A 13,267-nucleotide genomic window follows, 5' to 3' on the forward strand; every position below is an offset into this window, starting at 1 on the left:
TCAGCTCAACCGGGTCGTGGCGTACGCCTCGATGGCGTCCCGCTGGTACGCGGCCAGGCCCGGCGCGATCGCCTCGTACGCCGCGCGCCACTGCTCGTTGTCCACACAGGAACGCCCGATCGCGCGATACTCCTCGGCGGAGACCGCCCGCAGCTCGGCCAGCGGCCGGTACTGGGCATAGACCTCGGCCTGTACCGGGCCGGCGTCGGCGGGCATACCGGCGGCCAGCAGCTCGGCCAGCCGGATCATCTGCGCCGTGCGCTCGCGGTGCCCGGCCTCGATCTCGGCCTCGCTCATCGTCGAGGTGCGCCGCTCGACCTCCCCGGCCAGCTCCGGGAAGTCGCGCAGACTCTCCCCGTACTGGGCGGGCCGGACTCCCTCGAACAGGTTCTCGGGCCGGTTGATGCTGGTCATGGGTCTGCCGTCCTTCCTGGACTGATCCAGTTCGGTGATCGTGCGGGCGACGGTGCCGGCCAGGGCGTCAAGCCGGTCGCGCTCGGCGAGCAGCCGGCGGTGGTGGCCGCGCAGGGCCTCCAGCTCGTCGACCTGCGCGGCCAGGATCCGACCGATCTCGGACAGACCCAGGCTCAGCGCTCGCAGCACGAGGATCTGCTGCAGCCGCAGCAACTGGCGCTCCTCGTAGTAGCGGTGGCCGCCCGGGCCGATCCGGGCAGGCGGCAGCAGGCCGATCTCGTCGTAGTGCCGCAGCGTCCGGGCCGTCACGCCCGACATCCGGGCGACCTCTGCGATCGGCCAGGCCATCGCCGCCTCCCTCACGACTGTTTCACCGGGCCGGTCTCTCCGGCCCTGGTGGAAAGACGGTAGAAGTTGCCGTTGCGGCAGCTGCAAGCCCGGCACCCAGGATCCCAGCTCCCCATCCGACGCAAGCGGCAACAACCCTCCTGGCAGTACCGCCGGTCCGCCCCGCCGGACGCCACTGGGCATCTCCGCTGGTCAGGCAATGTGGTGACCTGCCCAACCAGGGAGATGCCCTAGCGTTCCTTCCGCGTCAACGGCAGACCACGCCGCACCCACCAGAGCTGCAGATGAAGATGGCTTCCGGCCCGAGCGCGCGCTCGGGCCGGAAGCCTGACGGAGGAGGGTAGGTATCGACGAGACCGGCCTCCGGAACCCCCAACAGGTCGGCGAGGAACTCCGCACCCACGAACGAGACATCCGTCTCACTGTCCGGGAAGTCCGAATCTTTCGCGTACGAGGTGAGAATGAACTTCGTGACTCCACCCGCCGCTGAAGCGGCGGGCTTCCCAATTCCTTGCTAAGCACTCCGGTGGCTCCGGGTGGGATCACCGGGGTGTTCGAGTAGTGAGGTCCGTTACGCCTTCTTCGAGCTGGGCTTGTGAAGCCTCTGGTTAGAGCGTGCGGGCGGGCCTTGCGCTCATCGTGGTGGGGTCTCGTGGATGCCGGGCGGATGCCTATTGCGGGGCTGGCCTTGAGGTCTCTGGTTAGACCGGTGGCGCCCGGCGTCCTCGTGGCCACCGCCATAGGCGAAGGGTGTTGACGTTCGTGGCTGCCGGGCGGAATGCCTTTGTTGGTCCGGTCTTGATGCCTTCCCGCCAGGGCGGCGCGACTGACTCGTACGCAGATCAGTGCTGCCCTCAAGCGCGCTGGTCGTAAGCGTGGCATCGAGGCCGATACTGAGCGGCTCCGGGAAGCCTTGCGCGTCGACTGGGCCCGGCAGCTGCCGCTGGTCGAGGAGGCACTCGGCAAGCAGATGCTGGCCCTTCTGGGGCAGCTGGAGGCCTCATGCACCGCCGCCGACGACCTGGCGAAGGCGGTGGAGGAAGCATTCCCTCAGCACCCGGACGCTGACATCCTCCTCAGCGACTCGGCGTCCAGCTCGGCGCCCGGGTGCTGGCCGAGATCGGCGACGACCACACGCGATTCGCCGACGCCCGGGGCCTGAAGGCCTATGCCGGCTCCTCGCCAATCACCCGAGCTTCCGGCAAGAAGTCCAGCATCACCCGACGCCGGGTGAAGAACGACCGACTCAACCACGCCGGCTACCTCTGGACCTTCGCCGCGCTGACCGCGTCGCCTGGCGCCAAGGTCCACTACCGGCGACGACGAGACAAGCACGGTGACTGGCACGCCTCAGCCCTGCGCCACCTGTTCAACCGCATGGTCGGGCAGCTCTATCACTGCCTGCAGCACGATCATCGCTACGACGAAGCACTGGCCTTCCCGCCCTCGCCGGAAGGGCTTGAGGCGACCGGCGCATAAGAGCCCCCGACCGGAATGAGGATGGGCCACGCTACGCTCTGTCTGCCATGAGTCAGAGCGGTGCACAGGCGGCAGCCTTCTTTCGAGATGTCCGTGAGAAAGGGACGGTCTGGTTCGTCCGGGACGACGGAGGTAGCCCCGCCCCTCTGGGTGCGGACGGTAGGCGCAGCCTGCCCTTCTGGTCGTCTGCCACTCGCGCAGCTCGCGCGGTGGACATCTGGGGACCGGGGCTGCGGGTGGAGTCGATGCCCTTGGACGCTTGGCGTGACAGGGAACTGCCCTGCGCGGACCGGGACGGTCTGCTCGTCGGTATCAACTGGTCCGGGCCACGTCTGGTGGGATGGAGCTTCGCCGTCGATGAGGTGCTGCAACGGCTTGACCAGGCCGAATAGCGGGCCGCTGGCCGAGCTCCAGTCTGCACGCGGCGCCAGCTGATGAGCGAGGAGGCGAGCTAGAGAGACGCCTCGTGGATGTCGTCTCGGATCTCCCAACGGATGCGCAGGCGGCTGACCAGTGCAGCAGCGCGATGGTCTGCTCAACCACCCACCGCTTGCTCCCCAGACCAGAGCCGTGCTCGGTGCAACGGCGGGCGATGACGGGCTTGCCCTTACTCGGGGATGACCAGGCCGAACTCGCGCAGCCGGGGCAAGCAGACGTCCAGGCAGGCCTCCACAGAGACGGCGTCCGTGCGCACCAGGAGGTCCTCGTGGAACGGGGCTCCGCTCGCAACGAACGTCCACGGCTTCGTGCCCTCACGCATGCGCTCGGCATCAGCCTTGAACAGGACTGTGACCCCCTGCTCGGCCAGCGACTCCATGACGCGCACCACGTCCACTGAAACTCCCCTTGAACCCGTAATCGAACAGGCAGCAAAGCTACACAGGGCATCTCAGCCCGCCCCTTGACGGCTTGGGTCCGTGAGGCGTCTGCGTCGCTGGCTAAGAGCGTCGCAGAGGACCAGCCCGGCCCTGCTGAGGATGTTCATTGCGCCGACGTGGTCTGCGTTCGCAGTGCCCCAATGCGTCGAGAATACTGCGGTTCGGTCCGGCCTTCGCGGCAGGACCGTTCGGGAGGAATGCGCCTTCCTGGTCGGGGTCGGGCTTGGCCTTGGGGCGCAGGTCCCCGCTGTGTTCAGCCGCTCGTGCCCGATCGCGTCGTGCTCACGCACAAGGCTGATACTGGTAACCCGGGCTATTGGAAGTTGCGGAATGGCCGAACTTCCTGATCTGACGCGAGCTGCTTGTGTGCACGAGTCCTGGGGCGGACGTTGGTCGGCTCGGGCTAGTTGGCCTCCCCCAGGTAGCTCAGGGCTTGGCGGAAGTCATCGAGGGCGGGCCTGAACTCGCGGGCGGCGGTGTGGAAGGTCGATCGGTCGATCAGGCTCCTGGCCAGTGTTCGCGCTCCCTCTGCCGGGTCGTGCTGAGACAGTCGGCGGGCCAGGCTCACTCCCTCGTCGAACAGGGAGTGCACTTGCTCCGCGAACAGATGGGTGCGGTTCTCCCAGTAGACAGCGGAGCGGATGGTGAGGACGCGATGCAGGCGGACCAGTTCGGCCAGGTGCTGGTCCGGATCTTCGGTGGCTCGCGGAGCAAGGGTGTCCACCTCTTCGCGAAGGGCATGACGGCTGTCGAAGTAGCGCTGCTTGACATCGGGCGACCACTGCATGGGCGCCGCACCCGAAGGCGGACGCGGTTCATCGGACGCAGGCCGATCGCTTTCGGCGCCGGAGAAGGTCAGCAGCACCGCCCAATACGACGCCTGATAGCCACTCCAGGACTTCCGCTCACTGGTATCGGCCAACTCCTTCAGCAAGGCGAGTGCCTCTTGCCGCGCGAGGGCCGCCTGCTCGTCTCGGCCGTGGGTGTCGAGCATCTGTGCGTACCCGATGAGCGAGTAGAGATGGCAGGCCATCGGCCCGCGGTCGTTCGCGGCTTCGGCCGCTTCCATGCTGACGAGTGTCTCGAATGCGGCGAGTGCTTTGCCGGACCGGCCGGCGTCATGGAGAGCGGCGATCCACTCCAGGAGTGACCAGGCGAGAGCCCCACTGCGGGGCCCGTCGGGCAGGATCGCTGCGACCAACTCGGTCATGGCATCTGCAGCCTCGGCATACCGGCCTTCCTCGCAGAGTCCGGCAGCCCACTCATGCAGCCCTTTGACCACGGGGTCTCCGGACAGTTCGGCCTGTGCACGGCCAATGGCGAGCATCTCGGCACGCATGGCGAGTCCTTCGGCGCGTCGACCCAGGCTGTACAGCTCTCTCTGGCACGTGTTGAGGGCCTCGTACAGAACATCCGCACGGGCAGGTTCGGCCGGATCGATGGACCGCGCCGCGGCCACCGCCTCCTCGCACAGCGCGAGACAGGCCGCATGCTTCTTGCCGGAGCCGCTGTCGTAGCTCAGACGTTGCAGCGCCCTGGCCAAGAGCGGCAGGTACGAGGCGGGGCTGACCTGAGCGAGCACCCGGTAGGCGTCGACTTCCTCGCGCGGCGTGCGACGTCCCGACGCAAGCAGCACATTCCGCGCTCGCACGATGTCGTCCTGATCGGCTTTCCCCGAGTGATTCATAACGGAGATTCTGGGTGCCCCGGAGGGGGCCGAGCAAGGCTGGTCACCTGTGCCGTTCCTCCTACGAAAACACCCTCTGACCTGTCATGATGGGTGTGACATCACTTTCCAGGGGTGTACTGGTAACCCTGCCCATCAGTTCTTGCCGAGTTCCCTCTGTGCCACCTCTGCTGCGTATCCCGGTCGGGTGTTGCCCGACTCTTGGGACCAGAGCGTGGCGGTGCTGATGTGGATGCCGAGAAGGTCGCTCAGGACGACAGCCGGGAGTTCGCCAGCGAGCTCCATGAGTGCGGTGTTGCGTCCGGCTCGGGCCTTGATCCCCATGCGGTTCAACCGAGCCGTGAGGGAGACGCCGTTCATAGGGCGGCCGGGGAGTGCGCCGGGAAACAGCCAGGGAGTTCTGTCCGTGTGGCCCACCACGGCATGCCCCTGCCGAGTGCGAACGAGCTTGAGGACGAGGCCAGCCAGGGGCTCTGGCATTTCAAGTGGCTTCGGCCCAAGCCGTAGCTGGACTCCGTCGTGAGTCTTCGTGACGTGCGAGGTGGTCAGGGCCACGATACGGGTGCGGGGCTGCCCGTAGAGAAGAACGAGGCATCCAGCAACTCGGTCGGTTGTGGCGATCGTGGTGTCGTGCAGAAGGCGGCGGCTCAGGTCCCATCGCTGGTCGACTTCACCGAGCATTTCCTGGCCGCGCGAGCTGGTGTGGGTGGGCGCTGTGATGTTGCGGGCGTGTCCGCGCCTCACGGCCCAAACCACGAAGTTCCGGATGGTGTATTTGCCGGACTCCTGGGAACTCAGCCACTGGTCGATGTCGCTCTGCGTGCAGGTGGCCAGGGTGGCTCCACGTTGGCGAAGCCATGCGAGCAGACGGATGGCCGCCCGGATCTCGAACCTCATGCAGCTGTAGAGACTGGTGGTGGTCGGGCGACGCCGTGGAGAGCGTCGTCGAAGCCGGCGCAGGTAGAACCACGCGGTGAAGGCTTTGACGACCTGGCGTTCGGCTGGGTCCTGGACCTCCTCCACGACGCGGTTGATCCACTGCTCAAACCGGATCAGCAGTTCGTCTCGTTCGGGCAGCACCCCGGTCGAGACCAGCGCGGCGCGGAGGTAGCGAACCGACTGGGGCTGCGGCAGTCGGTCAAGTACTTCGTGGGTGACGGGTCCGGTTTCAGCTGCCAGCGCCGTGAGGACAAGGCGAGGCCCCCGGTGCCGCAGCCGGGTGAGGAGGGACGCGGGGCTGCTGGAGGCCAGGGCCGTGACGATGGGCTCGAGCTCCGGACGCATGAGGCCGTCCGGCCGGTGAGGAGCGAGCGGAGCTGGCGCGGTGCGGCGCACTTCGGACAGAGCCCGAGTGGTGAAGACGACCGATGGCCCCGCACTCGACGCAGTCGCACGACGAACTGCTTCGGCTGCCGCCTTGCGTGCCATGGCTGCGGCGCGGGCAGCGTTCTGCTGCGCTCCGGCCGGTGTGTGCGGGCCCCGGTCTGCTTGACCGAAGCGGGCCGGGCCGGGGGCGTGTGCTCCACGCACGGGTGAGGCGAGCGTCTTCTGCTCGTCCTTTGATCAGCCCAGCGCCGCAGCGGACGGGGCGACCACGCCGTACAGGTCCTCGATCGTCGCCAGCGCACCCTCGTGAACCTGCGCCGCAGGCACCTCGACACCCGCCGCCCGCAGGGAACGCGTAGCCGACGCATCCGCCACCACCGTCGGCCGGTTGCCGCGCAGGAACGCGCCGGACGCCGTGTACTGCACGCACATGTGGGTCATGAACCCAGCGATGATGACGTCCTTGTTCCCGAAACCATCCACCAGCTCACCCAGGTTCGTCTCGTGGAACGCGTTGGGCGTGGTCTTCACGACCACCGGCTCGCCCTCGACGGGCGCCACGCCGGGGTGGATCTGGCCGATCTCGGCACGGATGTCGTACGGGGTGCCCTCGCCGCCGTCGTTGACGACGTGGACGACCTTCGCACCCGCCTGCCTGGCTCGGGTCAGCAGCGCGGCACCAGCCTCGAGCGCGGGCTGCCACCCCTCCAGTTCCATCACACCGCGGGTGTAGGTGTTCTGGTAGTCGACCAGGATCAGCGTCGCACCGGCCAGCGACGCCGGGGTCTGGTCGAATCCGTTGAGTTCCCGCAGGGTTGTCGTAGGCATGCTGCACCTTCTCGGGTCACGTATCAAAAGGTCAGGGCCACCGTGTGATGGCGCACCGCCCACGCTACGAACCCACCCCGCATGGCGGCAATGTCAGGTAACTTGCAGATACAGACACCTGGTTGGTGTCGTGTCACCGCCCCCGACCGGACGGACACCCCCTTTGAGCAGCCTCAACCGGTTCATCGTCGTGCTCCTCTTCGACGGCGTCGACCTCCTCGACGTCACCGGCCCCCCGGAGGTGTTCGCCCTGCTGCAACGGGAGACCGGCAACGCAGAGAGCTACCACGTGGTTCTGGCCGCCGAAACCATGCATCCCGTCACCACCTCTGCCGGGGTGCGCATCCTCCCCGACACCACCTTCCAGGAAGCATCCACACGCAGCATCGACACCCTCATCGTCCCCGGCTCGGTCGAGGTCGACGCCAACCGCCGCGTCCACGCCATCACCGACCCCACCGTGGTCCACTGGGTGAAGGACCTGGCAGGCAGGGCCAAGCGCGTCGCGTCCGTGTGCGTGGGGGCGCACATCCTGGCAGCCGCCGGGCTGCTCGACGGCAAGCGCGCCACCACCCACTGGTCCACCGCACAGCAGCTCGCCGCCGACCACCCGGCGGTCGACGTCGACGCCGACCCCATCTTCATCCGCGACCACAACGTGTGGACCGGAGCCGGCATCACCGCCTGCCTCGACCTGTCACTCGCTCTCGTCGCCGAAGACTTCGGCGAGGCCGTCGCACTGCGCGTCGCCCGGCAGCTCGTCATGTACCTCAAACGCCCCAGCGGACAGAGCCAGTTCAGCGTCCCCATCGAACCCGTCTCGACCACCCGCCGCATGGACGACATCCGCCACTACATCACGCAGCACATCGCCGACCGCCTCACCGTCACCGATCTCGCCGAGCACGCCCACGTCAGCGAACGGCAGCTCACCCGCATCTTCAAGACCGAACTCGGCATGACCCCCGCCGCCTACATCGAATCGGCCCGCGTCGAAGTGGCACGGAACCAGCTCGAATCCACCGACGACACCCTGGAACGTGTCGCATCGGCATGCGGCTTCAACACACCCGACACCCTGATCCGCGCATTCCGCCGGAAACTGAACACCACACCGACGGAATACCGCAGCAGGTTCCGGCACTCCCGATAGCCCCCGCCCCGCCCACGCACAAGCCCCTCCCGGTGCTCACCGGGAGGTCTCGTCATGCGTACGTTCAGACCGCGGTCGAGACACCGCACCGAGGGCGACAGTAGCGGCACTCTCCTGCACATGACGCGTACCGAGCCCGGATTGTTGCGTCGTTGCCGCTGCGCGCGCCGCGCTTCGGTGAGATCGTCGAGCGGTCGGTGAGAGCGCGGACGTGGGGGAACGGGGAACGGTGCGAAGGGTGATCACGCGTCTGGTCGCGGGAGCGGTTGTCCTCTCGGTGGCCTCGTGTGCAGGCAGTGAGAGGCCGGGGCAACAGCAGCCGGCGGCTCCCGTGAAATCCTCGGCGAAGCCGGGAACGGGCCCGCACGACTCGCCGGACGGTTCACCGAGCGTTGTCGATGCCGTCGCTGCGGCCCGGGAACGGGTACTGGCCGGCGCGACCGGGGCCAATACACCAGCCCCTCCCGGGCTGTTGCTGGTCGACAAGTCGACGAGCAGTGCCCTTTTCATCTGGGAGACGGCGGACAAGCGGTTCTGCCACGGTGCCGCGAATACGACCGGGTCGTCGACCGTTGCCTGCGCCACTCATCCGAACTCACCCCCGGTGGGGAAGGACCCCCGGCTCGTGCCGCTGGTACGGATGATGGCCACGGGCTGGAACGTCGTCTTCGGCGCGGAGCACCAGACGGTGGAGTCCGTCACGTGCAACGGGGAACCGGTTGACGTAAAGGAAGTCGGCGTGATGGCGGGCGGGCGACGTACGGTCCACGCCCTCAAGTTCCTCGACCTCACGCTCGGCTCGGTGACCGTGCAGGTGCGGCGGGGAACCCGGACGGTCTCCGAGTCGCTGGAACTGCACACGTTCCAAGAGGGAAGCCCGCCGGACCTGACGCGGTGCAGCTAGGGCCTGTCCGAGACGGGTGGCAGGGGGCTTTCAGCACGCTCTAGCGCGGAACCCCGGGCGTTCACGCCCGGGAGGAAGCGCTTCTCTCGATTGCCCTGACCCGTGCTGGACCGCGGGTCTGCACTGTTGTCCTTAGAGGTCGTTTTCACCTGTGGTGTACCGCTATCGCCCTATTCTTTTCCCGCGATGGTGTGGTGCTGAAGAGGCTGTCGGGTCGATCGGCTCCCATGGGTCCAGCGGTGTGGCAGCTGCGACAGGTGGCGGCTTGCGCCTGTCTCATTCCGGGACGCCCGATCTGTGCCCGCGCTTCCGGGGGCGATGCTGCGCGCCTGGGCGCACTCCGACTGGGGCGGTATGTCCAGGTCATGGCTGAACGTCGTGCGTATCCGAGTGATCTATCCGATGCCCGCTGGGAGCTGGTCGACCCGGTCCTGACGGCCTGGCGGGCCGAGCGACGGCGGCATGCCCTGGACATCGGCCGGCCACCCGAGCACGAACTGCGCGAGATCATGAACGCGATCCTCTATGTGGACCGCACCGGAGTGCAGTGGCGCTACCTGCCGCACGACTTCCCGCCCTGGGAAACCGTCTACGGCTACTTCGCCAAGTGGCAGCAAGACGGCGTGTTCGCCCAGCTCAACGGCTTGCTACGGGAGTTGGTGCGGCAAAAGGAGGGCCGGAACGCCAAACCGTCGGCCTGCGTTATCGACGCGCAGAGCGTGAAGACCTCCACCAGCGTCCCCGCCACGAGTCAGGGCACGGACGCGGCCAAGAAGATCGTGGGCAGGAAACGCAGCATCGTCACCGACACGCTCGGTCTCCTCCTGGCGGTGCTGGTCACCGCGGCCAGTGTCCAGGACTCCGTGGCCGGCACCCACCTGCTCGACCAGGTGGCCGCCACTCACCCCACCATCCGCAAGGAGTGGGTCGACGGCGGCTACCGCAAACACTTCGTCGAGCACGCAGCCACCCTCGGCATCGACCTGCAAATCGTCGAACGCACCCCGGGGACCAGGGGATTCACCCCGATCCCGAAACGCTGGACCGTCGAGCGGACCTACGGTGGCTGATGCTCCACCGCCGCTTGGCCCGCGACTACGAGACCCTGCCCGCCCGCTCCGAAGCCATGATCCACCTGGCCATGACCGACCTCATGACCCGCCGCCTCACTGGCGAGACCACCATCTCCTGGCGCGACCCCGCAAAGCCGCATCAACTGCAGATTCCGGGATGAAACACCGGGAGAAAACGACCTCTTAACCAGGACGCTTCTGGTTCTCGATGTACTCCTTGATGACGGCGAGGGGTGCGCCGCCGCAGGAGGCAGCGAAGTAGGACGGGGACCAGAAGTGTTCGCCCCACAGGTACTTGCGGATGTGTGCGGGGAACTCCTGGCGGAGCCTGCGGGCGGAGACGCCCTTGAGGCTGCCTACCAGCCGGGACAAAGCGACCTTCGGCGGGTAGTGCACGAGCAGATGGACGTGATCGGTCTCACCGTTGAACTCCCGCAGCTCCGCGCCGAAGTCTTCGCAGACGGCGCGCATGATCTCTTCGCAGCGGTTGAGGATGTCGTGCATGAATGGTCCGCGCCGGTACTTGGGGGTGAAGACCAAGTGCGCATGCAGGGTGTAGACGACCGTACGGCCCCTGCGGATATCGGGGTTTGACTCCCATCGAGGTGACATAGAGTGATGGTATGATCACGCCTGTGAAGATCGTGACGCAGGTGAAGCTGATACCGGAGGCCGACCAGGCCGCCGCGCTCTCGGCGACCCTGCACTCGGTCAACGAGGCAGCGAACTGGGTGTCGGCGGTGGCGTTCGAGCGTGGCGTGCCGCGTGAGTACGAGCTGCGCAAGCACACCTACGCCGAACTCAGGGCGAGGGGACTGGGGTCGCAGGCTGCTCAGCACACCATTAAGAAGGTCCGTGACGCCTACACCACCCTCAAGGCCAACATCCGGGCCGGGAACCTCGGCAAGCCGGGTTCCAAGCGCCGGACCAAGGCCGAGATGAAGCCGGTCACCTTCCGGCCCGAGGCTGCACAGCCGTATGACGACCGGTGCCTTTCCTGGCAGTACGACGCGCAGACGGTGTCGATCTGGACGACCGCCGGGCGCATCAAGAACGTCCGGTTCGCCTGTTCCCCGGACGCACTCAAGACCCTCCAGCAGCACCGCAAGGGCGAATCCGACCTGATCGAGCGCGACGGCGTGTTCTACCTGATCGCCGTCTGCGACGTGCCCGAGGCCGAGCAGTACGAGCCGGACGGCTTCATCGGCGTGGATCTCGGCATCGTCAACATCGCCACAACGTCCACCGGCTACCAGGCCGGCGGGCGCGGCCTGAACCGGCACCGCAAGCGGCAGCTCGACCTGCGGCGCAAGCTCCAGAAGAAGGGCACCAAGTCCGCCAAGCGACGACTCAAGGCCCGTGCCTGCAAAGAGCAGCGGCACGCCAAGAACACCAACCACATCATCGCCAAGACGATCGTGACCGAGGCTGAACGCACCTCGGCCGGGATCTCCCTGGAAGAACTCAAGGGAATCCGGCAGAGGGTACGGCTCCGCAAGCCCCAACGGGTCGCACTCCACTCCTGGGCCTTCGCCCAGCTCGGAGACTTCATCGTCTACAAAGCCAAGCGGGCCGGCGTGCCCGTGGTCTTCGTCGATCCCGCCTACACCTCGCAGCAGTGCAGCGAGTGCGGCCACATCGACAAGAAGAACCGGGCAAGCCAGGCCCTGTTCACCTGCCGGAACTGCGGGGTCGTTGCCCACGCAGACCGGAACGCTTCCCGCAACATCGCCCGCAAGGGCGAGGCTGCGTGGACTGCGGGGCGTGAGTCACGCGCCCCTGCCACCCCATAGGGGTGTCTGGACGGAGGAGCCCACCCAGCAGCCAGTTGGGCACTACCTCCAAGCCCGGCCCTTTAGAGCCGGGTCAAGTTGACGGGTGTCTCGCGGACTCAGGGTGATCACTGATGGCGCCTGAGGTCAGGCCAGGCAGAGTTACGCACAACGGCCCGCGTGGCTAAGGGTGGTCGCCTCTCCTTCAACAAGTGAGATCGGCTTGGATGTGGCTGTGTCTGCCTATGAAGTGATCCGCCGGCTGCCCGAGATCTCGATCGTTCGGGATCGCTCCCCGGCCATGGCCATGGCGGATGCCCTCATGAGCCCGGACCGGGAGTCCCGGTTCTACGCGTTCGACCCCGGTGGTCGCCGACGCAGGAGTTGGCCTCCATGCGCGACGGCTGCGGCAATAACTACTCGATCGTCTTCTCACCAGCGGGTGTCTATGCCCGCGGCTTCGATCACGAGTCGCCGATGAGCCCGCATCGGGTGACTCCCCGGCGCCGTGGCCCGGACTGTTCGACGGACTGCCCGAAGCATTCCTTCCCCAGGTCGCAGAGTCCGCCTTCAGCGAGGTCGACCGGACACCGCGAGCGACGGTGTGCTTCTGGCGCGAACAGGCCGACACCGAGTGGAAGTGCGGTGCCGTCAAGGCCCTGCCGAAGGGGGTGGAGGACGACAAGTACTACGAGGTGGCGGTAGACCTCGAGGCCGCGCGTCACGTCTATGCCTTGCGACCTCTCACACAGAGCGTCGTGTCATCGCTGAACCCCGATGTCGACCTTGCCGGCCTTGAAGAGGACATTGCCCAGATTGGCTATCCCCTGCGGGGGTGAGGACCTGTTCGAGTGGCGCGGGTCCTGTCACGTCGTTGCGGACCGCTGACTCACTTCCACGACGGGCAGCAGCGTCGCGGCGGGTGGGGACACCGATCTGGCGCGGGCCGGCCCGGCAGAGGCGGGGAAATCGGTGAGCCGTTCCTGGAGTTGATCGAGGGCGGCCTGGCCGTCGTCGGCCGCGGCGCGTTCCTCGTCGGTCACCGGGATGCTGGCGAGCATCTTCTGCAGGTCTGCAACGACGTCACCCAGCTCATGCCCCTCCTGGAAGCGATCCCACCCATCCGGGCCGCGTCGGCCACCCAGGCAGCAAGCCCGACTCCCTCTTCGCTGACCGCGGCTACGACCACGACATCTACCGCGACCAGGTCCGACCCCTGGGAATCGTGCTGGCCATCGCCCGCCGGGGACCCGGCACGGAACCGGCCTGGGAACCTATCGATGGGTGGTCGAGCGAACCTTCGCCCGGCTCTAAGCGCTGTCCCGCAACTGCTGGTCCCGGGTGAGATGATCTTGGTGTGTCTGGTGTGATCACGGCGTCGGAGCCGTCCTGGATAACCCCGTTC

General features: G+C 67.0%; 12 protein-coding genes and 4 pseudogenes. 8 read left to right on the plus strand and 8 right to left on the minus strand.

The window, feature by feature from the left end:
• Positions 1–762, minus strand: a complete 762-nt coding sequence (locus ACWCXB_RS34035) for a MerR family transcriptional regulator (protein WP_450727927.1) — start codon at positions 760–762, stop codon at positions 1–3.
• A gap of 808 nt (positions 763–1,570) precedes the next feature.
• On the opposite strand from ACWCXB_RS34035, the pseudogene ACWCXB_RS34040 reads away from it, so the two are divergent.
• Both ACWCXB_RS34040 and ACWCXB_RS34045 read left to right on the plus strand, forming a co-directional pair.
• A pseudogene (locus tag ACWCXB_RS34040) lies at positions 1,571–2,241 on the plus strand (transposase); the annotation flags it as partial.
• A 47-nt stretch (positions 2,242–2,288) separates the two neighbouring features.
• The gene (locus ACWCXB_RS34045) at positions 2,289–2,633 is read left to right on the plus strand and encodes a DUF2750 domain-containing protein (RefSeq protein ID WP_450727929.1); all 345 of its coding nucleotides are present in this window, start codon (positions 2,289–2,291) and stop codon (positions 2,631–2,633) included.
• A 59-nt stretch (positions 2,634–2,692) separates the two neighbouring features.
• Here the strand turns inward: ACWCXB_RS34045 and ACWCXB_RS34050 are convergent.
• From ACWCXB_RS34050 to ACWCXB_RS34070, 5 genes and pseudogenes are all read right to left on the minus strand, one after another.
• Positions 2,693–2,844 (minus strand): annotated as a pseudogene (locus ACWCXB_RS34050) (IS5/IS1182 family transposase); the annotation flags it as partial.
• A gap of 4 nt (positions 2,845–2,848) precedes the next feature.
• The gene (locus tag ACWCXB_RS34055; protein WP_450727931.1) at positions 2,849–3,076 is read right to left on the minus strand and encodes a hypothetical protein; all 228 of its coding nucleotides are present in this window, start codon (positions 3,074–3,076) and stop codon (positions 2,849–2,851) included.
• A gap of 446 nt (positions 3,077–3,522) precedes the next feature.
• Complete coding sequence (locus tag ACWCXB_RS34060; protein WP_450727933.1) at positions 3,523–4,806, minus strand: hypothetical protein; 1,284 nt, start codon at positions 4,804–4,806, stop codon at positions 3,523–3,525.
• Positions 4,807–4,941: 135 nt separating this feature from the next.
• The gene (locus ACWCXB_RS34065) at positions 4,942–6,090 is read right to left on the minus strand and encodes a hypothetical protein (RefSeq protein WP_450727935.1); all 1,149 of its coding nucleotides are present in this window, start codon (positions 6,088–6,090) and stop codon (positions 4,942–4,944) included.
• 279 nt (positions 6,091–6,369) lie between these two features.
• Positions 6,370–6,960, minus strand: a complete 591-nt coding sequence (locus tag ACWCXB_RS34070; RefSeq protein ID WP_450727938.1) for a cysteine hydrolase family protein — start codon at positions 6,958–6,960, stop codon at positions 6,370–6,372.
• 163 nt (positions 6,961–7,123) lie between these two features.
• On the opposite strand from ACWCXB_RS34070, the gene ACWCXB_RS34075 reads away from it, so the two are divergent.
• From ACWCXB_RS34075 to ACWCXB_RS34085, 3 genes and pseudogenes are all read left to right on the plus strand, one after another.
• Positions 7,124–8,113 carry a GlxA family transcriptional regulator gene (locus ACWCXB_RS34075; protein WP_450727940.1) on the plus strand — a complete coding sequence of 330 codons (990 nt, stop codon included), beginning with the start codon at positions 7,124–7,126 and terminating at the stop codon, positions 8,111–8,113.
• Between the two features lie 625 nt (positions 8,114–8,738).
• Entirely contained in the window at positions 8,739–9,017 is a 279-nt protein-coding gene (locus ACWCXB_RS34080) for a hypothetical protein (protein ID WP_450727942.1), read from the plus strand.
• A 365-nt stretch (positions 9,018–9,382) separates the two neighbouring features.
• Positions 9,383–10,251 (plus strand): annotated as a pseudogene (locus ACWCXB_RS34085) (IS5 family transposase).
• A gap of 22 nt (positions 10,252–10,273) precedes the next feature.
• Here ACWCXB_RS34085 and tnpA read toward each other — a convergent pair.
• Complete coding sequence (gene tnpA, locus ACWCXB_RS34090) at positions 10,274–10,702, minus strand: IS200/IS605 family transposase (protein ID WP_450727944.1); 429 nt, start codon at positions 10,700–10,702, stop codon at positions 10,274–10,276.
• A gap of 11 nt (positions 10,703–10,713) precedes the next feature.
• On the opposite strand from tnpA, the gene ACWCXB_RS34095 reads away from it, so the two are divergent.
• Both ACWCXB_RS34095 and ACWCXB_RS34100 read left to right on the plus strand, forming a co-directional pair.
• Complete coding sequence (locus ACWCXB_RS34095; RefSeq protein ID WP_450727946.1) at positions 10,714–11,883, plus strand: RNA-guided endonuclease InsQ/TnpB family protein; 1,170 nt, start codon at positions 10,714–10,716, stop codon at positions 11,881–11,883.
• A gap of 581 nt (positions 11,884–12,464) precedes the next feature.
• A complete protein-coding gene (locus ACWCXB_RS34100) occupies positions 12,465–12,701 on the plus strand; it encodes a hypothetical protein (protein WP_450727948.1) in 237 nt (78 codons plus the stop codon).
• A gap of 27 nt (positions 12,702–12,728) precedes the next feature.
• Here ACWCXB_RS34100 and ACWCXB_RS34105 read toward each other — a convergent pair whose 3' ends face one another.
• On the minus strand, positions 12,729–12,923 hold the full coding sequence (locus tag ACWCXB_RS34105; RefSeq protein WP_450727960.1) for a hypothetical protein: 195 nt from the start codon (positions 12,921–12,923) through the stop codon (positions 12,729–12,731).
• Between the two features lie 15 nt (positions 12,924–12,938).
• Here ACWCXB_RS34105 and ACWCXB_RS34110 point away from each other — a divergent pair.
• Positions 12,939–13,173: pseudogene (locus ACWCXB_RS34110) on the plus strand (transposase); the annotation flags it as partial.
• Between the last annotated feature and the right edge of the window lie 94 nt (positions 13,174–13,267).

This window comes from Streptomyces sp. NPDC001514 (assembly GCF_053597075.1).

Bases quoted from the DNA above. Each gene is read 5' to 3' on its own strand.
- ACWCXB_RS34060 (WP_450727933.1), bottom strand. From the start codon at position 4,806: ATGAATCACTCGGGGAAAGCCGATCAGGACGACATCGTGCGAGCGCGG.
- ACWCXB_RS34035 (WP_450727927.1), bottom strand. From the start codon at position 762: ATGGCCTGGCCGATCGCAGAGGTCGCCCGGATGTCGGGCGTGACGGCC.
- ACWCXB_RS34065 (WP_450727935.1), bottom strand. From the start codon at position 6,090: ATGCGTCCGGAGCTCGAGCCCATCGTCACGGCCCTGGCCTCCAGCAGC.
- ACWCXB_RS34095 (WP_450727946.1), top strand. From the start codon at position 10,714: ATGATCACGCCTGTGAAGATCGTGACGCAGGTGAAGCTGATACCGGAG.
- ACWCXB_RS34070 (WP_450727938.1), bottom strand. From the start codon at position 6,960: ATGCCTACGACAACCCTGCGGGAACTCAACGGATTCGACCAGACCCCG.
- tnpA (WP_450727944.1), bottom strand. From the start codon at position 10,702: ATGTCACCTCGATGGGAGTCAAACCCCGATATCCGCAGGGGCCGTACG.
- ACWCXB_RS34045 (WP_450727929.1), top strand. From the start codon at position 2,289: ATGAGTCAGAGCGGTGCACAGGCGGCAGCCTTCTTTCGAGATGTCCGT.
- ACWCXB_RS34105 (WP_450727960.1), bottom strand. From the start codon at position 12,923: ATGCTCGCCAGCATCCCGGTGACCGACGAGGAACGCGCCGCGGCCGAC.